The 21,969-nt window shown below is 70.4% G+C and carries 25 protein-coding genes; 11 read left to right on the top strand and 14 right to left on the bottom strand.

Features of this window, described 5'->3' with window-relative positions; all coding sequences use genetic code 11:
• Nucleotides 1–48 precede the first annotated feature (48 nt).
• The 3 genes from ACGFJ7_RS07655 to ACGFJ7_RS07645 all read left to right on the top strand — a co-directional run bounded on the left by ACGFJ7_RS07655 (nucleotide 49) and on the right by ACGFJ7_RS07645 (nucleotide 3,631).
• Entirely contained in the window at nucleotides 49–666 is a 618-nt protein-coding gene (locus ACGFJ7_RS07655; protein WP_360244003.1) for a hypothetical protein, read from the top strand.
• Nucleotides 656–1,705, top strand: a complete 1,050-nt coding sequence (locus ACGFJ7_RS07650) for a lactonase family protein (RefSeq protein ID WP_360244000.1) — start codon at nucleotides 656–658, stop codon at nucleotides 1,703–1,705. The genes ACGFJ7_RS07655 and ACGFJ7_RS07650 overlap by 11 nt, the downstream gene beginning before the upstream one ends.
• 210 nt (nucleotides 1,706–1,915) lie before the next feature.
• On the top strand, nucleotides 1,916–3,631 hold the full coding sequence (locus ACGFJ7_RS07645) for a substrate-binding domain-containing protein (RefSeq protein WP_360243997.1): 1,716 nt from the start codon (nucleotides 1,916–1,918) through the stop codon (nucleotides 3,629–3,631).
• A gap of 19 nt (nucleotides 3,632–3,650) precedes the next feature.
• On the opposite strand, the gene ACGFJ7_RS07640 is transcribed toward ACGFJ7_RS07645, so the two are convergent.
• Nucleotides 3,651–4,784 carry a PP2C family protein-serine/threonine phosphatase gene (locus ACGFJ7_RS07640; RefSeq protein ID WP_360243994.1) on the bottom strand — a complete coding sequence of 378 codons (1,134 nt, stop codon included), beginning with the start codon at nucleotides 4,782–4,784 and terminating at the stop codon, nucleotides 3,651–3,653.
• Nucleotides 4,785–4,834: 50 nt separating this feature from the next.
• On the opposite strand from ACGFJ7_RS07640, the gene ACGFJ7_RS07635 reads away from it, so the two are divergent.
• Nucleotides 4,835–5,317, top strand: coding sequence for a MarR family transcriptional regulator (locus ACGFJ7_RS07635; RefSeq protein ID WP_360243991.1), 483 nt, complete (start codon nucleotides 4,835–4,837; stop codon nucleotides 5,315–5,317).
• Here the strand turns inward: ACGFJ7_RS07635 and ACGFJ7_RS07630 are convergent.
• Nucleotides 5,305–6,342 carry an ROK family protein gene (locus tag ACGFJ7_RS07630; RefSeq protein ID WP_392641420.1) on the bottom strand — a complete coding sequence of 346 codons (1,038 nt, stop codon included), beginning with the start codon at nucleotides 6,340–6,342 and terminating at the stop codon, nucleotides 5,305–5,307. The two genes, ACGFJ7_RS07635 and ACGFJ7_RS07630, sit on opposite strands and share 13 nt — an antisense overlap.
• A 149-nt stretch (nucleotides 6,343–6,491) precedes the next feature.
• Between ACGFJ7_RS07630 and xylA the strand changes: the two genes are divergently transcribed.
• From xylA to ACGFJ7_RS07615, 3 genes are read left to right on the top strand one after another with little or no spacing between them, the layout of a single operon-like run.
• The gene (gene xylA / locus ACGFJ7_RS07625; RefSeq protein ID WP_360243985.1) at nucleotides 6,492–7,679 is read left to right on the top strand and encodes a xylose isomerase; all 1,188 of its coding nucleotides are present in this window, start codon (nucleotides 6,492–6,494) and stop codon (nucleotides 7,677–7,679) included.
• Nucleotides 7,680–7,692: 13 nt separating this feature from the next.
• Entirely contained in the window at nucleotides 7,693–9,093 is a 1,401-nt protein-coding gene (gene xylB / locus ACGFJ7_RS07620) for a xylulokinase (RefSeq protein ID WP_392641418.1), read from the top strand.
• 9 nt (nucleotides 9,094–9,102) lie between these two features.
• Nucleotides 9,103–10,569, top strand: coding sequence for an MFS transporter (locus tag ACGFJ7_RS07615; protein ID WP_360243979.1), 1,467 nt, complete (start codon nucleotides 9,103–9,105; stop codon nucleotides 10,567–10,569).
• Here the strand turns inward: ACGFJ7_RS07615 and ACGFJ7_RS07610 are convergent.
• The 7 genes from ACGFJ7_RS07610 to ACGFJ7_RS07580 all read right to left on the bottom strand — a co-directional run bounded on the left by ACGFJ7_RS07610 (nucleotide 10,477) and on the right by ACGFJ7_RS07580 (nucleotide 15,669).
• On the bottom strand, nucleotides 10,477–12,102 hold the full coding sequence (locus ACGFJ7_RS07610; protein WP_392641416.1) for a glycoside hydrolase family 13 protein: 1,626 nt from the start codon (nucleotides 12,100–12,102) through the stop codon (nucleotides 10,477–10,479). The two genes, ACGFJ7_RS07615 and ACGFJ7_RS07610, sit on opposite strands and share 93 nt — an antisense overlap.
• A 9-nt stretch (nucleotides 12,103–12,111) precedes the next feature.
• Entirely contained in the window at nucleotides 12,112–12,828 is a 717-nt protein-coding gene (locus ACGFJ7_RS07605; RefSeq protein ID WP_360243973.1) for an HD domain-containing protein, read from the bottom strand.
• Nucleotides 12,829–12,849: 21 nt separating this feature from the next.
• Nucleotides 12,850–13,731: an MHYT domain-containing protein gene (locus ACGFJ7_RS07600; RefSeq protein WP_360243970.1), complete on the bottom strand. Its 882-nt coding sequence runs from the start codon at nucleotides 13,729–13,731 to the stop codon at nucleotides 12,850–12,852.
• A 176-nt stretch (nucleotides 13,732–13,907) separates the two neighbouring features.
• Nucleotides 13,908–14,051 (bottom strand): GPGG-motif small membrane protein, encoded by a 144-nt coding sequence (locus tag ACGFJ7_RS07595; protein ID WP_179855124.1) that lies wholly within the window; start codon nucleotides 14,049–14,051, stop codon nucleotides 13,908–13,910.
• Between the two features lie 39 nt (nucleotides 14,052–14,090).
• Nucleotides 14,091–14,837, bottom strand: a complete 747-nt coding sequence (locus ACGFJ7_RS07590; RefSeq protein WP_360243966.1) for a metallophosphoesterase — start codon at nucleotides 14,835–14,837, stop codon at nucleotides 14,091–14,093.
• Complete coding sequence (locus ACGFJ7_RS07585) at nucleotides 14,834–15,082, bottom strand: hypothetical protein (RefSeq protein WP_097319761.1); 249 nt, start codon at nucleotides 15,080–15,082, stop codon at nucleotides 14,834–14,836. The genes ACGFJ7_RS07590 and ACGFJ7_RS07585 overlap by 4 nt, the downstream gene beginning before the upstream one ends.
• Before the next feature lie 11 nt (nucleotides 15,083–15,093).
• Entirely contained in the window at nucleotides 15,094–15,669 is a 576-nt protein-coding gene (locus ACGFJ7_RS07580) for a nucleotidyltransferase (RefSeq protein WP_360243962.1), read from the bottom strand.
• Nucleotides 15,670–15,852: 183 nt separating this feature from the next.
• On the opposite strand from ACGFJ7_RS07580, the gene ACGFJ7_RS07575 reads away from it, so the two are divergent.
• Complete coding sequence (locus ACGFJ7_RS07575; RefSeq protein WP_360243959.1) at nucleotides 15,853–16,542, top strand: dTMP kinase; 690 nt, start codon at nucleotides 15,853–15,855, stop codon at nucleotides 16,540–16,542.
• On the opposite strand, the gene ACGFJ7_RS07570 is transcribed toward ACGFJ7_RS07575, so the two are convergent.
• A complete protein-coding gene (locus ACGFJ7_RS07570; protein ID WP_360243956.1) occupies nucleotides 16,539–17,213 on the bottom strand; it encodes an SDR family NAD(P)-dependent oxidoreductase in 675 nt (224 codons plus the stop codon). The two genes, ACGFJ7_RS07575 and ACGFJ7_RS07570, sit on opposite strands and share 4 nt — an antisense overlap.
• Before the next feature lie 548 nt (nucleotides 17,214–17,761).
• On the opposite strand from ACGFJ7_RS07570, the gene ACGFJ7_RS07565 reads away from it, so the two are divergent.
• Entirely contained in the window at nucleotides 17,762–18,766 is a 1,005-nt protein-coding gene (locus ACGFJ7_RS07565; RefSeq protein WP_360243953.1) for a sigma-70 family RNA polymerase sigma factor, read from the top strand.
• Nucleotides 18,767–18,844: 78 nt separating this feature from the next.
• Here the strand turns inward: ACGFJ7_RS07565 and ACGFJ7_RS07560 are convergent, their stop codons facing one another.
• The 3 genes from ACGFJ7_RS07560 to ACGFJ7_RS07550 form a co-directional block, all read right to left on the bottom strand.
• A complete protein-coding gene (locus ACGFJ7_RS07560; protein WP_360243950.1) occupies nucleotides 18,845–19,753 on the bottom strand; it encodes an NlpC/P60 family protein in 909 nt (302 codons plus the stop codon).
• A gap of 421 nt (nucleotides 19,754–20,174) precedes the next feature.
• A complete protein-coding gene (locus ACGFJ7_RS07555; RefSeq protein WP_360243947.1) occupies nucleotides 20,175–20,501 on the bottom strand; it encodes a DUF3817 domain-containing protein in 327 nt (108 codons plus the stop codon).
• A gap of 19 nt (nucleotides 20,502–20,520) precedes the next feature.
• Entirely contained in the window at nucleotides 20,521–20,925 is a 405-nt protein-coding gene (locus tag ACGFJ7_RS07550; protein WP_360243944.1) for a hypothetical protein, read from the bottom strand.
• 90 nt (nucleotides 20,926–21,015) lie between these two features.
• Here ACGFJ7_RS07550 and ACGFJ7_RS07545 point away from each other — a divergent pair, with 90 nt between their 5' ends.
• Together ACGFJ7_RS07545 and ACGFJ7_RS07540 are read left to right on the top strand one after the other, a co-directional pair.
• Complete coding sequence (locus tag ACGFJ7_RS07545) at nucleotides 21,016–21,261, top strand: DUF6158 family protein (RefSeq protein WP_360243941.1); 246 nt, start codon at nucleotides 21,016–21,018, stop codon at nucleotides 21,259–21,261.
• Between the two features lie 13 nt (nucleotides 21,262–21,274).
• On the top strand, nucleotides 21,275–21,799 hold the full coding sequence (locus ACGFJ7_RS07540; RefSeq protein WP_360243938.1) for a DUF1360 domain-containing protein: 525 nt from the start codon (nucleotides 21,275–21,277) through the stop codon (nucleotides 21,797–21,799).
• A gap of 3 nt (nucleotides 21,800–21,802) precedes the next feature.
• On the opposite strand, the gene ACGFJ7_RS07535 is transcribed toward ACGFJ7_RS07540, so the two are convergent.
• Complete coding sequence (locus ACGFJ7_RS07535; RefSeq protein ID WP_360246560.1) at nucleotides 21,803–21,955, bottom strand: hypothetical protein; 153 nt, start codon at nucleotides 21,953–21,955, stop codon at nucleotides 21,803–21,805.
• Nucleotides 21,956–21,969: the final 14 nt, after the last annotated feature.

Genomic DNA, 21,969 nt, shown 5'->3' with positions numbered 1-21,969 from the left:
GGGGGTTCGCGCGGCCGCTCCGGTCCATGAAAGAAACCGGAAGCCGGCATGTGCGAACTCTGCGGCCGTCTGGTGCTCGGCCTGACCGGCCACGACTGGACCCTGCTGCCCTGGATGGCCGGCGCGGGGGCTGGAGTGCTGGTCGGCCCGTGCCACGTCCGTTGCCTGGCCGAGTGGGGCGTGGCCGCCGAATGGGCGGCCGCCGTCGAGGCGTACCACTGCAGTCGCTGGCCTTTGTTCCTCGAGGGCCGCGACGGCCCGGTCCGCTGGCGCCTGCACGCGAGCCCGCGTGTCCGCCGGCTCCAGCTGTGGCGTTCCGACGGCCGGCTCGCCTCGTTCCCGTACTCCGCAATCGCCTCCGAACCGCCGAGCGTGACCGCCGACCTGGCCGAGGTGGGCGGCGCGCACGCCGAGATCCTGCTGGTGGCCATGGGTACCGCCGAGACCGGCGTGGCGGTGCCGCTCTCCCGGCTCGTCGACGGCCTGGGCCTGTCCGACCGCTATCCCGGATGCGCCGGAACGGTCACCCGGGTGATCCGTAACGCCGGCACGGCGCGCCGCCCGGAGCCGGTCGACGTCCTCGAGTCGAGAACCGATCTGGCCCTCGAAACAGGCTGCCGTCGAGCGGCCCGCGAACTTGTGGTGGGATCAGGTCATGAGCGATGAGCTGATCTTCGTCGGGGGCTACACGGGCGACAAGGGTGGCGACGGCGAGGGCATCGCTCTGCTGCGCCGCGATCCGGCCACCGGCGTGCTGACCCACCTGGGCACGGCGGCGCGGACGCCGTCCCCGTCCTTCCTGGCCCAGCACCCGAGCCGCCCGATCCTGTACGCGGTGAACGAGCTCGACCCGGACGGCAGCGTCAGCGCGTTCACCGTCGCGCCGGACGGCCGGCTGGACCCGCTGTCGGTGCAGCCGACCGGTGGCGGCGACCCGGCCCACCTGGCGGTCACCCCGGACGGCCGGTTCCTGCTGGTCGCCAACTACGCGAGCGGCTCGGTGGCCGTGCACCCGCTCGACGCCGAGGGCGCCCCCGGCGAGCGGTCGGATCTGCTCGGCCTGTCCGGCAGCGGCCCGGTGGCCGACCGCCAGGCCGGCCCGCACGCCCACATGGTCGTCCCGGTGCGCGACGACGTGCTCGTGGCCGACCTGGGCTCGGACCGGGTGTGGCGCACCCGGCTGGACCCGGTCGCGGGCCGGCTGACGATGCTGCCGCCGGCCGTGGCCGCGAAACCGGGCACCGGCCCGCGCCACCTGCGCTGGTCGCCGGACGGGGCGCTGATGCTGGTGGGCGAGCTCTCCGGCACGCTGAGCTGGTGGCGCCCGGCCGTGGACGGCACGCTCGAGCTGGCCGGCGAGGCGCCGACCACCACCGCCGACGGTGACAACTTCCCCTCGGAGATCATCGTGCGGGCCGACGGCCGCTTCGTCTACGTGGCCAACCGGGGGGCGAACACGATCGCGACCTTCGCCTGGGACGGCGACGACGCGACCCTGGTGGCCGAGACGCCGGCCGGCGGCGACTGGCCGCGCCACATGATCCTTCTCGGTCATCACCTCTACGTAACCAATCAACGATCACAGAGCGTCACCACGTTTCGGATCGACGCGGAAACCGGGGTGCCCGTCCAGCAGGGCGAGCCGACGGCGGTCGCCAGCCCCACGGCCCTGTTGCGCTGGACAACCGCGACAAAAGAGGCATAGAGGTTAACCGGAAGAAAACGGTCAGCGATGGTGGCTGATCGAGACGAGGTCATCACGTTCGGTTGCTCAGGATGCCAACAATCTCAATCCGAGTAACTTTCGCCCGAACGTATATGGCATTCGCCTTCGGTGATGCGCACAATCGAGCGCGTGTCAGGCCGCCATCGTAGAAACTTCAATGCAAGAGGAGCTGGCGTCGTCGGAGCCGCGATGGCGATAGTCGTCGTCTTGGCCGGGTCGTACCTCGGCTACCAGCAGCTTTCCGACAAGGGGTGCACCGGTTCGATCCGGTTGACCGTCGCCGCCGCCAATGAGATCCAGCCCGCAGTTGATCAAGCCGCGCAGCGGTGGGTGCAGGACGGCGCAAATGTCGACGGCACCTGTGTCGCAGTCAGCGTGGTCAATGCGAATTCGTCGACCATGGCCGCCGCGGTCGCCGGCGAGCACAAGGTCCAGCTGACCGGGCTCGGCACGGCGCCCGAGTCGGTGAAGGTCCCCGACGTCTGGATCCCCGACTCGTCGACCTGGTTGCTGCGGCTCAAGGCCGAGGCCCAGGGCTTCGCACCCACCGACCAGAAACCGATCGCGCAGAGCCCTGTCGTGGTCGCCATGCCGAAACCGGTCGCCGAAAAGATCGGCTGGCCGGACCGGGAGCTGTCCTGGAGCACCCTGCTCAACCAGATGCTGACCAGCACCAGCCTCAACACCGGCATCGTCAACCCGTCGCTGGACGCCGCCGGACTGGCCGGCCTGCTCGCGCTCGGCCAGGCGGCCGGCTCGGGTGAGAAGGCCCAGTCGACGAAGGTCTCGGCGATCAAGGGCCTGGCCAACAGCGCCTCGGCCCTGCGCGACGACCTGCTGCAGAAGTTCCCGCGCTCGGCCGACCCGACCGACATCGCGTCGAGCCTCGGCGCCGCGCCGCTGTCCGAGGAGGACGTGGTCGCGTACAACGCCGAGAGGCCGGCCGTTCCGCTGGTCGCGCTCTACCTCAACCCGAGCCCGCTGCCGCTCGACTACCCGTACGCGGTGATGCCCGAGGTCGACCTCCAGAAGACCAAGGCGGCCGAGGGCCTGCGGGCCCAGCTGTCCAGCGCGTCCTTCAAGAACGCCCTGGCCACGGCCGGCCTGCGGGCCCCCGACGGCTCGTACGGCGCCGGCTTCGCCCGTCCGCTCGGCGCTCCCGACGCCTCGCCGGCGGTCACCAAGCCCGCGGCCGGTGGTGGCGACGACAGCGGCGGCGGCCGTGCCGCCGCCGGTCTCGACGCCAGCACGCTGTCCCAGGTGCTCGGCAGCTGGAACGCGATCACACAGCCGGGCCGGGTGCTCGCGGTCTTCGACGTCTCCGGCTCGATGGACGACCCGGTTCCCTCGGCGGGCAACCAGTCGCGGGCGCTGGTGACCCAGAAGGCCGCCGCGGCCGGTCTGAGCATGTTCGACGACAAGTGGGCCGTCGGTGTGTGGCTGTTCTCCACCGAGATGAACGGCAAGAAGCCCTGGCGGCAGGTCCAGTCGATCAAGCCGCTGGCCTCGTCCCGCACGGAGATCGCCGGCGCGATCCCGCAGATCGTCCCGAAGAAGGGCGGCGACACCGGCCTCTACGACACGATTCTGGCCGCCTACAGCGAGGTCAAGAAGACGTACGAGCCCGGCAAGGTCAACTCGGTCATCCTCTTCACGGACGGCAAGGAGGAGAACCCCGACGGCATCAAGAAGGAGAAGCTCCTGGCCGAGCTGAAGAGGCTGAACGATCCGAAGGCGCCGGTCCGCCTGGTGATCATCGGTATCGGCGACGGTATCGACGAGCCGGTCCTTCAGGAGATCGTCAAGGTCACCCCGGCCGGCGGCGTCTTCATCGCGAAGGACCCGGCGCGGATGGCGTCGATCTTCGCCGAGGCGATCGGCCGCCGTACCGGCGCGAACAGCTGACCAGACCGGGGCCGCTCTCTCAGGAGAGCGGCCCCGGCCAGTCGAGACACACGGCGACCGCGTCGTCCTCGAGGTCCGCGTCACCCAGATAGGTCCGCAGATCACCCAGCAGTGACCGGACGGCCTGCAACGGGGCCAGAGCTCCGGTGTGCCGGACGAAACGGGCCAGCGCCGCCTCCCCGTACCGCCCCGTCGCGGTCACCGCCTCGAAGACGCCGTCGCTGACGATCATCAGCCGGTCGCCGGGGAGCAGCGTGAACTCCTGCACCCGATAGTCGGTGTCCTCGAACATGCCGAGCGGGAACTGCGCGGTGAGCTTGTGCTCGGTCACCACGCCGTCGCGCAGGAACAGCAGCCGGGGGGAGCCGGCGTCGACCGCCAGCACCTCACCGGTGGCCAGATCGATCCGCAGCATCAGCGCCGCCGCGTACTGGGCGCCCCGGTGCAAGGCGTAGATGGCCTGATCGGCCAGCGCGGCCTGGTCGGCCAGCCCGATACCGGCCCGCCGGGCGTTGCGCAGCGAGTACGTCGCGAGCGCGGTGAGCAGGGCCGCCTGCACGCCGTCGCCCATCCCGTTCAGGACGCTCAGGTAGAGCCGGCCGTCGTGCTCGGCCCAGTCGAAGCTGTCGCCGCGTACGGCGTACGACGGCTCGAGTTGCCCGGCCAGGCTGAACGAGGGCCGGACCCGGCTGCGCCCCGGCAGCAGCTCCCACTGCATCTCGGCGGCCAGGGTGAGCCGCTTGGTGCGGGCCGCCGTCCGGTATCGATCGGTGCCGGCGGCCGCGGACTGCAGCTCGTGCGCCACGAGCGTCGCGATCTCGGCCAGCTCGCCCCGCAGATCCGGGTCCTCGGGGACCGGTGTGGCCCGCAGCACCCCGATCCGTTCGCCGCGGGCGGTCACGGGTAGGTGGACGGCGCCGTCCTCGACCACCTCGGACTGGTGGTCGAAGCTGCGCCACGCCGGGTCGCCGGGATGGGTCATGGGTTCGCCGCCGAGCAGCGGCAACAGGGCCGCGAGCCGGTAATCGACCAGGTAAAGCTCGGTGTCACGCAGGTCGTAGGCGCTCGCCAGAGCGGCGGCCAGCCGCTCGGGAACGGCGTCGGCGTCGGCCCCGGCCAGGGCCCGGCGGACCGCTTGTAGCCTGTTGATCAATGGCGCACTCCTCGAACAGATCGGCCAGTACCGGTAGTCTCTGCTGCACCATGGCCGTTCACCAGGGGCCGGACGGGCCGGACCCGATGTACGCCGCGGCGATCGACGACGCGGCGCAAGCCCTGCTGCTCGCCTGGGACGTGGCCCGTGAGCAGGCCACCCCACGCGTGTCCTCGGTGCAGCTGAGCGCGCTGCTGGCCGTCGAGCGGGCCGAGGGCCTCAACCTCGGCGGTCTCGCGGCCGAGTTGTCCATGTTGTTGTCGTCGGCCAGCCGGCTCTGCGACCGCCTGGTCGCCTCGGGCCTGGTCGAGCGGGTGCCGGGCCACGCCGACCGGCGTGAGATCGCGCTCTATCTGACGGCGGCCTCTCGGGCGCTGCTGGCCGAGCTACGGCGCATCCGCCGCCAGTCGCTGACCACGGTGCTCGAGAAGATGTCGCCGGCCGGCCGGGCCGCCCTGCTGCGCGGGCTCACCGAGTTCGCCGCCGTGTCGGTGGAGAGCGGCGAGGAGTCCGCTCCCGCTCAGACCGCCTGAAGCGCGAGCCACGTCGCCGGGTCGTCCTGCACCGCGCGGATCACCGCGTCGGCCGCCCCGCGCACGGCGGCGTCGGGGCCGAGCGTGGCCGGCCGCAGCGTGATCGGGGCCAGGTCGGCGGTCAGCACCCGCCGGCGCAGCTCCGCCTCGATGCCGGCGCTGAGCTCGCCGAACCGCGGCGCGTACCCGCCGCCGAGCACGATCACGTCGAGGTCGAGCAGGTTGACCACGGCCGCCAGCGCGATGCCGAGCGAGGCCGCGGCCAGCGCCGGGTCCTCGGCCACCATGGCCGCGCCCGCGTACTGCTCGAGGCAGCCGTTGGCGCCGCAGCGGCAGGGCCGCCCGTCCGGATAGACGGTGACGTGGCCGATCTCACCGCTCCAGCCGCGGCCGCCGCGGTAGAGGTCGCCGTCGAGCACGATGCCGGCGCCGATGCCGACCTCGCCCGAGACGTAGAGGAAGGTGGGCTCGCCGTCGCCGGCCCGTAGTTCGCCGAGGGCGGCCAGGTTGGCCTCGTTGTCCACGGTGATGGGCAGGTCGGCCAGGGCCGGCGTCCCGCGCAGGAAGGCGATCGGGTCGACGTCCTGCCAGCCGAGGTTGGGCGCGACCCGGACCAGGCCGCCGGGGGCGACCAGCCCGGGCACGGCCAGCGCGGCCCCGGCCAGGGCCAGCCCGTCCTCGGCGGCGGCGGCCCGGGCCCGCACGGCCAGCTCGCCCAGGCCGGCCAGGGTGGGCGAGCGGTCCATGAAGCGGTGCCGGACCGCGCCGGTGAGATCGACCACGCAGGCCGCCAGGTAGTCGACGTTGATCTCCAGGCCGAGGCCGGCCGGGCCGTCGGGGGAGAGGGCGAGCGCGGTGGCGGGCCGGCCGGCGCCGATGCGGGGCGCGGGGCCGTGCTCGGTGAGCAGGCCGCCGGCGATCAGGTCGTCGACCAGAGCGCTGACGGTGGCCCGGGTGAGCCCGGTGGCGCCGGCGATGCCCGCCCGGGAGGGGCGATCTGCGCTGTTTACCACTGTCTGCAACACCAGTGCGAGATTGTGGGCCCGCACGCTCGATTGACGGACGGGCGCCCGGGAAGGACTTCTCAGACGACCGTTCACGGCCTTGACAATGCCACACGGCCGCCAAATAATTCAACCACTAAACAAATCCGAGCTGTTACGTGGAGGTAACCGTGCCGGTCCAGCCCACACGCGAAGACAAGTTCTCATTCGGCCTCTGGACGGTCGGGTGGCAGGCCCAGGACGCGTTCGGTTCGGCCACGCGTCCCCACCTCGACCCGGTCGAGGCCGTGCACAAGCTCGCCGAGCTCGGTGCGTACGGCATCACGTTCCACGACGACGACCTGGTGCCGTTCGGCTCCGACGCGCAGACCCGCGACGGCATCATCGCCGGGTTCAAGAAGGCCCTCGAAGAGACCGGCCTGATCGTCCCGATGGTCACCACCAACACCTTCAGCCACCCGGTCTTCAAGGACGGCGCGTTCACCAGCAACGACCGCTCGGTCCGGCGCTACGCGCTGCGCAAGGTGCTGCGCCAGGTCGACCTCGCGGCCGAGATGGGCGCCAAGACCTTCGTGCTCTGGGGCGGCCGCGAGGGCGCCGAGTACGACGTGGCCAAGGACATCAACGCCGCGCTCGACCGCTACCGCGAGGGCCTCAACCTGGTCGCCCAGTACTCCGAGGACAAGGGCTACGGCCTGCGCTTCGCCATCGAGCCCAAGCCGAACGAGCCCCGCGGCGACATCCTGCTGCCGACCCTCGGTCACGCGATTGCTTTCACGTACGAGCTGGAGCGCCCCGAGCTGTTCGGCATCAACCCGGAGACGGGCCACGAGCAGATGTCCAACCTCAACTTCACCCAGGGCATCGCCCAGGCGCTGTGGCAGGGCAAGCTGTTCCACATCGACCTGAACGGCCAGCACAGCGTCAAGTTCGACCAGGACCTGGTCTTCGGCCACGGCGACCTGCTCAACGCGTTCTCCCTGGTCGACCTGCTCGAGCACGGCCCGATCGGCGGCGGCCCCAAGTACGACGGCCCCCGCCACTTCGACTACAAGCCGTCGCGGACCGAGGACGCCACCGGCGTCTGGGAGTCGGCCAAGGCCAACATGCGGATGTACCTGCTGCTCAAGGAGCGCGCGCAGGAGTTCCGGGCCGACCCGGCCGTGCAGGAGGCGCTGCGCGCCAGCAAGGTGCTCGAGCTGGAGACCCCGACCCTGAACCCGGGCGAGACCTACCAGGACCTGCTCAACGACAAGAGCGCCTTCGAGGAGTACGACGTCGACGCGGCCGGCGCCCAGGGCTACGGTTTCGTCAAGCTGCACCAGCTGGCCATCGACCACCTTCTCCGCGCGAACTGATTCAAGGGACGACATGACTCTCGTAGCCGGGATCGACAGCTCCACCCAGTCCTGCAAGGTGGTCATCCGCGACGCGGAGACCGGCAAGCTGGTCCGGCAGGGCCGTGCCAGCCATCCGGAGGGCACCGAGGTGCACCCGGACGCCTGGTGGGCCGCCCTCCAGGAGGCGATCGCGCAGGCCGGTGGCCTGGACGACGTGGCCGCGGCCTCGGTCGCCGGCCAGCAGCACGGCATGGTGGTGCTCGACGAGAACGGCGAGGTGGTCCGCCCGGCGCTGCTGTGGAACGACACACGCAGCGCCGGGGCGGCCGCCGACCTCATCCAGGAACTGGGTGGGGGCGAGAAGTGGGCCGAGGCGGTCGGCATCGTGCCGGTCGCCAGCTTCACCCTGACCAAGCTGCGCTGGCTGGCCCGCAACGAGCCGGATAACGCGGCCCGGGTGGCCCTGGTGTGCCTGCCGCACGACTGGCTGACCTGGAAACTCTCCGGGTCGGCGAACATCGGCGACATCAAGACCGACCGCAGCGACGCCAGCGGCACGCTGTACTGGTCGGCCAAGACCAACGAGTACCGGCTCGACCTGCTCGAGCTCGGCTTCGGCCGCCGGATCAGGGTGCCCGAGGTGCTCGGCCCCACCGGCATCGCGGGCCACCTGCCCAACGGCGCCCCGCTCGGCCCGGGTGCCGGCGACAACGCGGCGGCCGCCCTCGGCACCGGAGCCGGCACCGGCGACGTGATCGTCTCGATCGGCACCTCGGGCACGGTCTTCGTGAGCTCCGAGGTCTCGCCCAACGACCCGACCGGGACGGTGGCCGGGTTCGCCGACACCACCGGCCGCTTCCTGCCCATCGTGGTCACGCTGAACGCGGCCCGGGTGCTCGACGCGGCCGGCAAGCTGCTCGGTGTCGACCACGCCGAGCTGTCCCGGCTCGCGCTCAGCGCACCCGCCGGTGCCGACGGGCTCGTGCTCATCCCGTACCTCGAGGGGGAGCGCACGCCGAACCGCCCGGACGCCACCGGCGCCGTTCACGGCCTGACGTTGAAGACGTCCGACCCGGCCCACCTGGCCCGGGCCGCCGTCGAGGGCATGCTGTGCGCGCTCGCCGACGGTCTCGACGCGCTGGTCGCCAACGGCGCCACGGCCAACCGGATCGTGCTCGTCGGCGGCGGGGCGCGCAGCGAGGCGGTCCGCCGCGTCGCGCCCGAGCTGTTCGGCCTGCCGGTGCTGGTTCCGCCGCCCGGCGAGTACGTGGCCGACGGCGCCGCGCGCCAGGCCGCGTGGGTCGCGCTCGGCGGCGAGGAGCCGCCTGTGTGGACGGCCGAGGCGCCCGAGACGTACGAGGCCACGCCCGTTCCCCTCATCCGGCAGCAGTACGCCGCCGCACGAGACGCGGTTGTCAACCGCGCCCGCTAACCTTTGCGGGTGAGCAGAGGCGGTACCGCCCATCGCGCGTACAGCGTGGTGGTCTTCGTGGTCCTCGCCTCGCTCGACAACGTCGCCATCGGCCTGGTGCCGCCGCTGTACGGCAGCATCGGGGACGCCTTCGGGGTCGGCGAGGGCCACATCGCCCTCGCCACCACGATCATGTTCCTGATCAGCGCGGTGGCGGCGATCGGTTTCGCGTACGCCGGTGACCGCACCGACCGCAAGCCGGTGCTCATCGTGGGCACGCTGATCTGGGTCGCCGGCACCGCCTGGTCCGGCCTGGCCGGCAGTTATCCGAGCTTCCTGCTCGCCCAGATCGTCGCCTCGTTCGGCCTGGGCGCGGTCGCCTCGGTGAGCTTCGCCGTGGTCAGCGACCTGATCTCACCCCGCCGCCGCGGCCTCGTGATGGGATTCTGGGGTCTGTCCCAGGGCGTCGGCACGCTCGCCGGCACCCTGGTCGGCGGCTTTCTCGGCCACACCGACTGGCGCGAGCCGTTCCTCGTGACCGCCGTGGCCGGCACGATCGCCACTGTCGCCTACCTGTTCACGTACAACGTGCCCCGCGGCGACAGTCAGCCCGAGCTGGCCGGTGTCGACTACGACGAGCGGATCCACCACGACCACCTGCCGTTGATCCTGCGCCGCCGCACCAACATCTGGCTGATCCTGCAGGGCAGCACGGCCCAGATCGCCCTGGGCTCGCTCGTCTGGCTGCCCATCCTGTTCCGGTCCCGGGCCGAGGACCAGGGCTATTCGGCCGGCACGGCGGTGCTGGTCGGCAGCGCTTTCGCCACGCTCTTCCAGCTCGGCGGCGCGCTCTCCATCGTGGGCGGCCTGGTCGGCGACCGGCTTCAGCGGCGTACGCCCCGGGGCCGCGCCCTGGTCGCCTCGGTGGGCGTCCTGGCCGCCGTCCCCTTCTACATCGTGCTGTTCTTCGTGCCCATGGAGATCGACGTTCCGGACGGCGCCGGCACCGGCGCGGTGGTCGGCGCCGTGCTGGGCAGCGTCTTCACCTCGCCCACGGTCGGCCTCTGCCTGGCCACCGCCGTCTTCGCGCTGATGCTCACCTCGGCCAACTCGCCGAACTGGTTCGCGCTGATCGCCGACGTGAACCCGCCCGAGCACCGCGGCACCGTCTACAGCCTCGGCAACCTGGTCAACGGCTTCGGCCGGGCCGGTGGCAACGCCATGGTGGCGGTGGCCTTCCGCGGGCTGGCCGGCGCGTTCCCACCGCCGCTGAACTACGCGGTCGGGCTGGCCGCCTTCCAGCTGTTCTGGGTGCCCACCGGTGTCATGTTCTGGCTGGCCAGCAGGACGGTGGCGAAGGACATCTCCGACACCCACGCCGCCCTGCTGGCCCGCGCGGCCCGGCTAGAGCACCGCCCAGACGGTGACGTCGGTGGGGACGCGCCCGTCGTCGTCGAGGGGCTCGCTGCTCAGCAGGACGGTGGCCCCGGCCGGTAGCTCAGCGGCGTCCGCTCCAAAGTTGGTCAAAATCAACGCAGAATTATTGCGAAATTCCAGTACTTCGTCCGATTTGCGCGACCAGGTGAAGGTGCCGGCGCCCAGGCCGCGCTCGCGCCGGACGGCCAGCGCGTTCCGGTAGAGCTCCCACGTCGAACCCGGAACCCCCTGCTGACGGTCGGCGGCGTACTCGGCCCAGACGGCCGGCTGCGGCAGCCAGCTCTTGTCCGATGGCCCGAAGCCGTACGACGGAGCGTCCGCCTCCCACGGCAACGGCACCCGGCAGCCGTCCCGGCCCCGCTCGGTGTGCCCCGAGCGCTCCCACGCCGGGTCCTCCCGGAACTCGTCCGGCATCGTCGTGTGCTCCGGCAGCCCCAGCTCCTCGCCCTGGTAGAGGTAGGCCGAGCCGGGCAGCCCGAGCATCAGCAGCGTGGCCGCCCGGGCCCGGCGCAGGCCGAGCGCGGTGTCCGGCTGCGGGTCCTCGGCGCCGATGCCGTGCATCCGCGCCTGCCCGACCGGGTAGCCCAGCCGGGTCGCGTGCCGCACCACATCGTGGTTGGACAGCACCCACGTGGTGGTCGCGCCGACCTCGTCGTTGGCCGCCAGCGACTCGTCGATGATCTCGGCCAGCCGCACCGGGGTCCACGGCGCGTCCAGGTACGGGAAGTTGAAGGCCTGGTGCATCTCGTCGGGCCGCACGTAGCGGGCCAGCCGGGACGCCGGCTGCACCCACGCCTCGGCGACCAGGATGCGCCCGCCCGGATATTCGTCCAGGACGGAACGCCACTGCTGGTAGATCGCGTGCACGCCCTCCTGGTCCCACATCGGCGGCGGCGGGCCGGCCGGCTCGAGACCGCCCAGGATCTGGCTCGTCGACGTCCAGTCGGTCAGGTCCCTGTCCTTGATCAGGCCGTGCGCGACGTCGACCCGGAAGCCGTCCACGCCCCGGTCGAGCCAGAACCGCAGGATGTCCACGAACTCGGACCGGACCTCGGGGTTGTCCCAGTTGAGGTCGGGCTGGGTGACGTCGAACAGGTGCAGGTACCACTGACCGTCCGGCAGCCGCTCCCAGGCCGGGCCGCCGAAGACGCTCTGCCACGAGTTCGGCGGTTCCGAGCCGTCCGGTCCCTTGCCGTCGCGGAAGATGTAGCGCGCCCGCTCCGGGCTGCCCTTCGGCGCCGCCACCGCCGCGCGGAACCACTCGTGCTCGCTGGAGGTGTGGTTGGGCACCAGGTCGACGATGAGCTTGAGCCCCAGGTGGTGTGCCTCGGCGATCAGTTTGTCGGCGTCGCCGAGGTCGCCGAAGCGAGGATCGACCCCGCGGTAGTCGGCCACGTCGTAGCCGGCGTCGTACTGCGGGGACGGGTAGAACGGGGAGAGCCACACGGCGTCGATGCCGAGGTCTCGCAGATAGGGCAGGCGCCCGGTGATGCCGGGCAGGTCGCCCATCCCGTCGCCGTCGCTGTCGGCGAACGAGCGGGGATAGACCTGGTAGATGACGGCGTCGCGCCACCAGTGTTCAGTGCGGGGCATATGCCCAGGCTAATCGTCGAGGATGGCGGCGAAACGCTCCTCGGCCAGGTCGAGCTGGTCCAGGATGTGGTCCTTGGCCGCTATCGACAGCGGGGTGTCCGGGCGGCCGACCAGTTCGCGGAGCTTGGGCACGAGCGGGCGGTACTTCACGGCGGCCTTGAACGCCTTCTCCGGCGTCGTGTGGACCACGCCCACCCCGTTGTCGGTGAAGTCCGAGACCTTGATCACCCGGGCCCACGGGTCGCGTTCCAGGCTGTCCGCCACGTGCTGCCGGTACTGCTCGTGGCGGTCCCGGTCGCGGTCGTACTCCGGGTTGGTGACCGAGCGGACCAACTCGGCCGTGCGGGGACCGAAGCGGCGGGCCAGTTCGGCGATCGCCGCGTCGGTCAGCTCCTGATGGGTGCCGCTCGACCGCCCGGCCAGCTCGGCCGGGTGGTCCTCGACGGCGTCGTGCAGCAGGGCCGCGGTCAGCACGTCCACGTCCCGGACCCCGTAGTACTTGATGATCCGGATGGCGACCCGGAGCAGGTGGTTCAGGTACGGCTCGCGCACCCGCCGGTCGTCGGCGTGCAGTTTCGCGGCCAGCTCGAGCGCCTCGCCCAGGCGCTCCCGCTCACCGGCCGGGAACGACTCCAGTTCGAGCAGCAACCGCTCGCGGAGGCCGGCTTCGCCATACACCTCGGTGATCGCGTGCAGCGGCATCGACAGCAACATCCGTGGCGCCATGCCGAGAACGTACCGGACACGTCAGCCGTTGGTGGTGGTCCGCACGGGAACCGGGCGCGGCGAGGGCCGCCGCACGGTCGGCGCGGCGATCGTGGCCTGCTTGAGCGACCACGGGACGCCGGCGTTCTCGGCGTGCACACCCCGTCGTGGCGTACCGGCGCCGTCGGTGAACTCCTCCTCGGTCATCGCCTGGAGCGCGCTGAGGGCGACCCCGACGATGGTGGCGGCGGTGATCAGCGTGATCGGCACGATCATGGTGAGCGGCCGGAAGCCGTCGACCGGGGCCGTGCCGAGCGGGTCCAGGTGCACCGACATCGCGGCCATGCCCGTGTAGTGCATGCCGCAGACCGCCACGCCCATGATGGCCGCGGCGCCGCAGATCGTCGCCCAGCCGCGGACGGAGACGGCGAACCACAGCGCCACCGTCGACGCGACCACCGCGATGATCGCCGACGCGACGACCAGGGCCAGGTTGTAGCGCATCTCGCCGGCCACGTGCATGCCGTACATGCCGGTGTAGTGCATGGCCAGCACGCCGCCGCCGGTGAGCACGCCGGCCGCGATGATCTTGGGCAGGCTGCGCCGGCCGTGCCCGACGATCAGCAGGCCGGTGCCGACCGCGGCGACCGCGAAGACCAGGCTCAGCACGGTCATCGGGATGTCGAAGCGCACCGGGCTGTCCGGCACCTCGAAGCCGAGCATGGCGGCGAAGTGCATGAGCCAGATGGCGCCCCCGCCGATCGCGAACGCGGAGATGACCAGCCACCGGTTACGCCGGCCGCGGGTACGGGCGTCCCGCGCCCGCGCCGTGCCCAGCAGACCGAAGAACGAGCCCAGGAAGGCCAGCAGGTAGGCGGCGAGCGGATTGAAGACGCCGTACGTGAAGTGATGTACCTCGGCCACGACAGAGCCACCTCGCGAGAAAAGATCGAAAGATTTCCGCGAGTGATTCAGTCAGGAATCGGGAGAAGGCCATCGCACGGCGAGTGCGGCACCCCTACGAGAGGAGCCGGGGCCACCCGTTCAGGTGGCCCCGGCTCTGTGGTTTGCCGGGGGACTTAGTTTGTGGGAGCGGGGGATCAGGTGAAGATGCTGACGCCGCCGGGGCCGACCAGCAGGCCCACGATGATCAGCACGATTCCCCAGAGGAGCTGACGCCGGAACAGGGCCAGGATGCCGGCGACCACCAGAATGACTGCGAGGATCCAAAGGAGTACGTCCATGCACCTGGGATACCCGAGTGCCCGATTTCGGAAACGTGTTTATCCGACGGTCGTAAGTGACGATTCGATCTCGCCGCTGAGCAGCTGATACACGTTGTACGCCTGCTTGATCACCGGGTGCGCGACGTTGCGTACGGGCACCCCTCCCGGCGTACGGCCGCGCTCCGATCCGTGGTGTGCGTGCCCGTGCAGGGCGAGGGCCGTCGGCGCCGAGTCGATCGCCTGGCCGAGCTGATAGCAGCCGAGGAAGGCGTAGATCTCCAGCGGCTCGCCGACCAGCGTCTCGGGTACCGGCGCGTAGTGGGTCAGCGCCACCAGCGCGTCCGCCTCGACCGAGTGCAGGGCCTCGCGCAGCGCGGCCGCGTACCGCTCGGTGGTGCCGACGAAGTCCTTCATCTCCCGCTCGCCGAAGTTGCTGGCGCACGCCCCGGCGAACCCGCCGCCGAAGCCCTTGCTGCCGGCGATGCCGAGCCGGTGCCCGTTGATCTCCAGCACCGTCGCGGTGCCCTCCAGCACGGTGATGCCGGACTCCTGGAGCACGTCGGTGACCTGGTCCTGCTGGTCGCTCTGGTGGTCGTGGTTGCCGAGCACCACGACGACCGGAACGGCCAGGCCACCGAACTCCTTGGCGAAGCACCGGGCCTCCTCGACCGTGCCGTGCCGAGTGAGGTCCCCGGCCACGAGCAGCGCGTCGGCGCGGTCCGGCAGTTCCTCGAGGGCGGGCCGGTACCGGCCCACCACGTCCTTGTCCACGTGGACGTCGCCCACGGCGGCGATCCGGATCATGAAATCTCCTCCACCTCACTGGGCGCCTGGGCCCGGGTGATGCCGATGTCGCAGGTGATCTCCACCTCGGGGAAGCGGGTGGTGATCTGGCGGCAGATCTCGTCCCGGCGCTGCGCGCTCTCCACCTCGCCGCCCAGCACGATCGAGTGCTCCCGGCGCTGGACCGTGATCCCCTGCTCGGCGATCCGGTCGTGCTCGGTGAGCAGCCGCTGGATCTCGGCCTCGAGATCGATGTCGTTCGTCATACCCGGCCCCTTCATTTGGACGCGAGCGCTTCCGGGAGCGGGACGACGTCCAGCCGGTCCAGCAGGATCAGAAACGCCTCGGCGTAGGGTGACTTCCTCGTCTCCCGGCGGACCCGGTCCCAGTCGATCTGCTCGCGCAGCGAGCGGGCCACGGGCAGTCCGGTGGCGAAATCGCAGTAGTGCTGGCTGTAACTGAGCAGCTTATGGATCATCAGCTGGCTGGCCGAGAGCACCGGCATGTAGATGGCCTCGACCGAGATCTGCTCGGTGTCGCGCAGCGTCTCGTCGGTCACCGGCGTCTCCACCGGCCGGTAGATCAGGTCGACCATCCGCTCGTCGTCGTACACCTTGACCAGCCAGTCCTCCGGCGGCTGCTCGGTGCGGAAACCGGCCTTGGACAGCTCGGCCAGCGCCTGCTCCTTGTCCTGCTCGCGGAGCAGGAAGTCGACGTCGTGGTCGCTCGAATGGCCGCCGTGCGCCCACACCGCGAAGCTCCCGCCCAGTGCGAACGGGATGCCGGCCGCCTTGAGCGTCGAGGCGACCTTCTTCAGTGTGGTGGCCAGGCCCTCGTCCACCTGGTGCGGCATGACGTAATCCCCCTGTCGGCGTATGCGGTCCCGTGCCGATTACGACTACCCGGGCGCCCCCGCGTTTGAACCGCCGACCTCGGGGATCTTCGGGCAAAACCCACTGCAACCCCCATTTTGGTACGGGCGGGAGCGCCGTCGCGGGGAAACCGGATGTGCACCTGCCGGTTACCGTTGGTTGGCATGACCCTTCGTACGATCGCCCTGATCGGCATCGACGGCTCCGGCAAGACGACGCAGGCCCACCGCCTGGCCGATGAGCTGGCCGCGGCCGGCCTGCCCGCTGTCTACCGGCGCAACGCCGGGGGCCGGCACTGGGTCGGCAAACTCGCCGTGCGGCTCGGCAAGCGCGACGCGGAGGATCTGATCGGCCGCCGCGCGATGCTCTTCGTGGAGTCGGTGCTGCGCTGGCTGGCCATGCTCCGCACGCTGCTGTGGCGGGTGCTCACCGGCGGCGTGGTGGTCATGGACAGATACGCCTTCTGCCAGTACGCGAGCCTGCGCGCCCGGGGCGCCCACCCGGCCGCCGAGCGCCGCGCCCGCCTCGCCTACCGCCTCTTCCCCCGCCCCGACGTGACGTTCCTGCTGGCCGTCGACCCGGCGGTGGCCCAGCGGCGGATCGACGCCCGCGGCTACGACCACGAGTCGATGGCCTACCTGAACGCCGCCGACGCCGCGTACCGCTCCCTGCCCGAGTTCGGCTCCTTCGTGGTGATCGACGCCAACGGGACGCCCGACGAGGTCTCGGCCGCCCTGCACGCCGCGCTCGCCACCCGCCCGGTGGCCCGGCGCCGCGGCCTGCTCCTGGCCGGCGCGGCCGCGCTCGCCGGCATGCTCACCGTCCTCGGCTACCAGTTCGCCGAGCTTCTTTAGACGGGCAGTTTCGCCCCACTGGTCGCCTTGGAGGCGTCGGAGGCCAGGAAGAGCAGCACCGAGGCGATGTCGTCGGTGCTCGGCCACTTGCTGTAGTCCGCGTCCGGCATGTCCCGCCGGTTGGCCGGCGTGTCCACGATCACGGGCAGGATCGTGTTGGCCCGCACGCCCTGGCCCCGGTACTCGGCCGCCACCGCGTCGGCGAAGGCGATCACGGCCGCCTTGGAGATCGCGTAGCCCGACCCGCCCGCGAACGGCGCCAGCGCCGCCCGCGCGGCCACGCAGACCACCGAGCCGCCGCCGGCCGCCACCAGGTGGGGCAGGGCGGCCGCGGTGACCAGATACGTCGGCCGCAGGTTGGCCGTCAGCATCGCGTCCAGCCCGGCGATCGGCGTCTCGGCGATCAACTTGCCGACCGTGAACCCGCCGGCCAGATTGATCACCGCGCGCAGTGGGGCGCCCGTCTCGGCCGCAGCCACCTCGATCGCGGCCGTGACTTCCGTCTCGTTCTGAAGGTCGGCCTCCACCGCCAGGGCACCCTTCGGCAGCCGTCCGGACGACCCCGGACGGACCGGCGTGACCACCCGCCACCCCTCGGCCAGAAACCTCTCCACCGCCGCCGACCCGATCGCCCCGGCCCCGCCGGTGATCAGAACCGTGCTCTCGCTCATATGTCCTCCGCTGTGTTTTTCGTCACCCCGCGCGTCCGGATGGTCCGGCCGGGCCGAACCGTTGTCGAACAGTGGGTCACTCGCCGGTGCATCACCCGTGCGGGCGAGTGAACTGCGCCGCCGTGTGCCGCATTGTGGCAGGTGGTCCCGTTCGGTCAACGCCTCGGGATCTTTTCGATGTTGCTTTTGTTTCAAGCCCGTCGCGAACCTGACGATCCACCACCTGAACCCGGGAAGCCACTCGGCCGTACAGGGTGGTGACGAGGGTCCCAAGGTCATTGGTGATGCCCGTCGCTGTGATCAATGAGGAGCCGGTGGTGTCATGAGACGAGCGACGGGTAAGCGTCTGTCAGCGCTGCCGACAACAAGGGCGCGTGGGAATGCCGCCAGAGCGGGCCTGCTCAGCAAGTACGCACTGGGCTCTCAGCTATCACCCAGGCATTCGTGACACTTTCGACCCACCAGCCGGAATCAGTACAGGCAGCAATTTGTTGTGTAGATGCCAGTAACCGCAATGTGCGAACTGCGGACGTTACGGGGAGGAACTGATGGACACAGGTATCGCCCGTAGCGGGGTTAGTAGTGATGGCAATGAGGGGACCGTGGGCAACGTGGAGAAGAGCACCGTCTTGAGGACCGATCAGGTTGCCGAGGAGCGCGACCTCGTTGGCGTCTACCTGCACGAGATCTCACGGACACCGCTGCTGGACGCCGCACGTGAGGTCGAGCTCTCCAAGTCTATCGAGGCCGGCCTGTACGCCGAGTTCCTTCTCGACAGCGGCGAGAGCAAGCGCGGCGTGAGCCGCGAGGAGCTGGAGCGGCTGGTCACCGAGGGCCAGAAGGCCAAGGACCTGTTCATCCGCGCGAACCTGCGACTGGTCGTCTCGATCGCCCGGCGCTACGTGCGCTCCGGCATGCCGATGCTCGACCTGATCCAGGAGGGCAACACCGGCCTGGTCCGCGCGGTCGAGAAGTTCGACTACGAGCGCGGCTACAAGTTCTCGACGTACGCGACCTGGTGGGTCCGTCAGGCGATCAGCCGGGCCATCGCCCAGCAGGAGCGCACGGTGCGCCTTCCCGTGCACCTGGTCGAGGACGTCAACCGGATGCGCAACGTGACCCGTCAGCTCGTTCGTGAGCTGGGCGGCGACCCCGAGCCCGAGCAGGTCGCGGCGGCGCTGGGCGTCACCGTCGAGCGGGTCAACGAGCTCACCCGCTGGGCCCAGGACACGGTGTCCCTCGACACGCCGGTCGGCGACGACGGCGACACCAACCTCGGCGACCTGGTCGCCGACAGCGACGCCCCCTCGCCCGAGGACATCGTTCTCACCGCGCTCGAGCGGCAGCGCATCGAGGGTCTGCTCAACCACCTCGACGACCGTTCGGCCGGCATCATGCGGGCGCGCTACGGCCTCGAGGACGGCCGGGAGCACTCGCTGACCGAGGTGGCCTCGCGCTTCTCGCTCAGCCGCGAGCGCATCCGCCAGCTCGAGATCCAGGCGCTCGGCCGGCTCCGTGAGCTGGCCCGGGCCGAGGGCCTTCAGGCCGCCTGAGAAACGACACCCCCCCCGTCTCCTGAGACACGAAAGGCCGGTACCCGCGAGGGGTACCGGCCTTTGCCGTGCCTGACGCTACTTGACGCGTCCGTAGCCGTACGGCGACATGATGTCGATCGAGACCTTCTTGACCACCGAGCCGGTGTGCGGCGCGTGGATGATCATGTTGCCGCCCACGTAGATGCCCACGTGGCCGAGACTTCGGTAGAACACCAGATCGCCGGCCTCGAGCTCGGACCGGCTGATATGGGCCACCTGGCCCCACTGGGCTTCCGTGTTGTGCGGCAGCGACTTACCGGCCGCCGCCCACGCGCCCGAGGTCAGGCCCGAGCAGTCCCAGGTGTTGGGGCCGTCGGAGCCGAACACGTACGCCTCGCCGAGCTGGGCGTAGGCGAAGGAGACCGCCTTGCCGGCCGAGCCCGGGATGGTCGGGACCGGTCCGTTGTACTTGCTGGTGGCTTCCTGCGCCTGACCGTAGGCCTGGGTGCGCATGGCCAACAGCTTCTTGACGTCCTTCTGGATGCTCGCCTTGCGGGCGGCCAGAGCGTTGACCTGAGCGGTCTGCTTGGCCTGGGTCGCCTTGAGGGCGGCCTGGCGGGCGCTGAAGTTCTGGGTAGCCTCGGTGTACGAGTCGATGTCGCGCTGGTTGGCCCGGGAGATCTGGTCGAGGTAGTTGATCTTGTCGACCAGGTCGTCCTGTCCCTCGCCGGACAGCAGCGCGGTCATCGGCCCGACCCGGCCCTGCATGTACGACGTCGCGGCGAGAGTGCCGACCCGCGCACTCGCCTGTTTGAGCGCCGCCTGCGCGGGAGCCAGAGACGCCGCGAGCTTCTTCTCGTCCGCGATCGTCTTCTTCAGGCTGATGTTCATCTTGTTGTAGTTCTCGGTGATGTCCTCGAGCTGGTTGGACGCCGCCTCGATCTTCTTGGTGAGCTCGCTCGTGGACGGAGCCGCGTGGGCGGCTGTCGCCAGAGACCCGGTCATCGCGACTGCCATGGCCGCGACGGCGAGCACCCGAAGCCTCGTACGGAGGTGTGGCACCGGTTTAGTGGCCTTTCTTCCGCTTGGCCGCCTACCGGGTTGGCTGTCCCTGTTTTCCGAGGCTCAGTCGGGCGGGAAGAACGCCCTACCGCTTGCGCGGACTCACCCCAGAGACGCGATCCCCGGCCCCATCGCAGGTCTTAAACGCGCTCGGGGGAGAGCGGGTCGTCGCCACGACGGATTGAGCGGCGCTGGCCGGCGCCACCGAGGGGAGTGGCTGCGGACCGGACCAACCGCATTAACTTATCGGGGGAAACATCAAATGCAAGTGGTCACAGAGTGATTTAAGACTGTGGACCGCTATGCGTCATTGATCCCGATAACGGATAGTCATTCGGCGAGGACAATGTGTTGATGGTGCCTCTCAAGCCGGACTATTCGCAAGCTCCGCCGCACGCTGCGGAATCCACTGCTTGCTCACCTTGCGCTCGACCCAGAAAGACAGGAACGGGATCGTGCCGGCCAGCATCACGCCGATCATGCGGAGGAAACCCCAGCCGGCCCGGCGCGACAGGTCGAAGGTCAGGACAAGGTAGACCATGAACAGGAAGCCGTGTGCCGGGCCGACGATCGCGACCACGGTGTCGTTGTCACCGAGGTATTTCAGCGGCATGCCGACCACGACGAGCGCGAGCAGCCCCACGCCGACGATGTAGGCGATGATCCGGTAGCGGGTCAGGGCACCCTGCACAGTGGCACGTCCTTCTTCTCTACTTCGGGCCCGGGTAATCGCCCGGCCGGGCCCCCGGGTGGGCCTTGAGCCAGGCCAGATAGTCGTTGTAGGCGGCCGTCTCGGGATCTTCGGCGTCCGCGGCGGGGCGCACGGCCACCCGGACCGGCCGGCCGACCGTAACAGCCGTACCTGGAAGCCTTTCGGGCTCGGGCTCGTCACCGCGCGCCGGGTCGAGCTTGCGCCGGGCCAGTTGCACCTCGCGCCACCAGAGAAAGACCACGAAACCCGCGAAGACCGGCCATTCGAACGTGTAGCCCCAGCTGATCGCGTTGCCGCCGCTCGCCCGGGTGAACTGCCACCAGCCCAGCACCAGGCACCCCAGGAACAGGACCAGCGCCAGGACATGGCGGGCGATCCACGCCGGAGTCCACAGGCCCTTCATGCCCTTGAGCGTACCGGCGTGGGTTTGACCCCCGTCCGCATGGGCAACCGTCGGAGCACAGCAAGGCCACGTCGTCTACGGAGGTGCACGATGACCGACGCCCGGGATGCCTCGGCGCCGCTCATGGAGAACGGGATCGACCCCGCCGGACTGGGGGACGAGGACCTGTTCCGCGAGCTGTCCAGCCTCTATCGCACGCGGCTCGCCACCCTGCGGCACGGCCCCGACGCGGCATTGGCGAACCACTTCAAGCGGACCGCCGAGCTCGAGACCGAGTACATGGCCCGCTATCCCGGGCGCGAGGTGGACCCGGACCGCCTCACCCAGGACTTCTAGCTAGGAGAATTTCTTGACCGAGACGCTGCGCGCCCGGTTGGCGCGCGTCGGCCAGTCGTACGCCCCGCACGAACATCGCCCGCTCGCCGGCTATCTCGCCGCCATGGGAACCTTCACCGCCCTGGCCGCCAGCCTGGCCGCGGCCGCGAAGGTCACCGGCAAGCCGGCGCCCGAACGCCCCTCGCTGGGCGACGTGGCCCTCCTGTCCATAGCCACCCACAAGCTGAGCCGGCTGATCGCCAAGGACGCGGTCACCAGCCCGCTGAGGGCCCCGTTCACCCGCTACAGCGAGCCGGCCGGGGCGGCGGAACTCAACGAAGAGGTACGCGACCAGCACAGCTCCCTGAAGCACGGCGTCGGCGAGCTCATCACATGCCCGTTCTGCCTGGCGGTCTGGGTGGCCACCGGCCTCACCGGCGGCCTGGTCCTGGCGCCGCGCCTGACCCGGCTGGCCGCCACCACCTTGACGGCCACCGCCGTCTCCGACTTCCTGCAGATGGCGTACGACATCGCCAAGCACGCGGCGGAAAAGGACTGAGCCTCAGGGTGGTCCGTCCTGCTCGAGGCCGGACCACCCGCGGGGCCCCTCGGTCTCGCCGTCGTCCTCGTCCGCGGTGATCTGCTCGTCCACGGCCGTGGAGTCGTGCTCCGCCGCGAAGTCTTCCTGCTCGTCCGGATCGCCGATCGGCTCCACGCCCGTACCTCTCC

It is taken from the genome of Actinoplanes sp. NPDC048988 (assembly GCF_043197815.1).
Taxonomy (GTDB): domain Bacteria; phylum Actinomycetota; class Actinomycetes; order Mycobacteriales; family Micromonosporaceae; genus Actinoplanes.
Note: the sequence above shows the minus strand (reverse complement) of the source record. Positions and strands in the feature narration are given on the sequence as shown.

Coding starts and splice junctions, on each gene's coding strand:
- ACGFJ7_RS07655 (WP_360244003.1), top strand. CDS start 49: ATGTGCGAACTCTGCGGCCGTCTGGTGCTCGGCCTGACCGGCCACGAC.
- ACGFJ7_RS07650 (WP_360244000.1), top strand. CDS start 656: ATGAGCGATGAGCTGATCTTCGTCGGGGGCTACACGGGCGACAAGGGT.
- ACGFJ7_RS07645 (WP_360243997.1), top strand. CDS start 1,916: ATGGCGATAGTCGTCGTCTTGGCCGGGTCGTACCTCGGCTACCAGCAG.
- ACGFJ7_RS07635 (WP_360243991.1), top strand. CDS start 4,835: ATGGCCGTTCACCAGGGGCCGGACGGGCCGGACCCGATGTACGCCGCG.
- xylB (WP_392641418.1), top strand. CDS start 7,693: ATGACTCTCGTAGCCGGGATCGACAGCTCCACCCAGTCCTGCAAGGTG.
- ACGFJ7_RS07610 (WP_392641416.1), bottom strand. CDS start 12,102: ATGCCCCGCACTGAACACTGGTGGCGCGACGCCGTCATCTACCAGGTC.
- ACGFJ7_RS07605 (WP_360243973.1), bottom strand. CDS start 12,828: ATGGCGCCACGGATGTTGCTGTCGATGCCGCTGCACGCGATCACCGAG.
- ACGFJ7_RS07595 (WP_179855124.1), bottom strand. CDS start 14,051: ATGGACGTACTCCTTTGGATCCTCGCAGTCATTCTGGTGGTCGCCGGC.
- ACGFJ7_RS07590 (WP_360243966.1), bottom strand. CDS start 14,837: ATGATCCGGATCGCCGCCGTGGGCGACGTCCACGTGGACAAGGACGTG.
- ACGFJ7_RS07585 (WP_097319761.1), bottom strand. CDS start 15,082: ATGACGAACGACATCGATCTCGAGGCCGAGATCCAGCGGCTGCTCACC.
- ACGFJ7_RS07580 (WP_360243962.1), bottom strand. CDS start 15,669: ATGCCGCACCAGGTGGACGAGGGCCTGGCCACCACACTGAAGAAGGTC.
- ACGFJ7_RS07575 (WP_360243959.1), top strand. CDS start 15,853: ATGACCCTTCGTACGATCGCCCTGATCGGCATCGACGGCTCCGGCAAG.
- ACGFJ7_RS07570 (WP_360243956.1), bottom strand. CDS start 17,213: ATGAGCGAGAGCACGGTTCTGATCACCGGCGGGGCCGGGGCGATCGGG.
- ACGFJ7_RS07565 (WP_360243953.1), top strand. CDS start 17,762: ATGGACACAGGTATCGCCCGTAGCGGGGTTAGTAGTGATGGCAATGAG.
- ACGFJ7_RS07560 (WP_360243950.1), bottom strand. CDS start 19,753: ATGACCGGGTCTCTGGCGACAGCCGCCCACGCGGCTCCGTCCACGAGC.
- ACGFJ7_RS07550 (WP_360243944.1), bottom strand. CDS start 20,925: ATGAAGGGCCTGTGGACTCCGGCGTGGATCGCCCGCCATGTCCTGGCG.
- ACGFJ7_RS07545 (WP_360243941.1), top strand. CDS start 21,016: ATGACCGACGCCCGGGATGCCTCGGCGCCGCTCATGGAGAACGGGATC.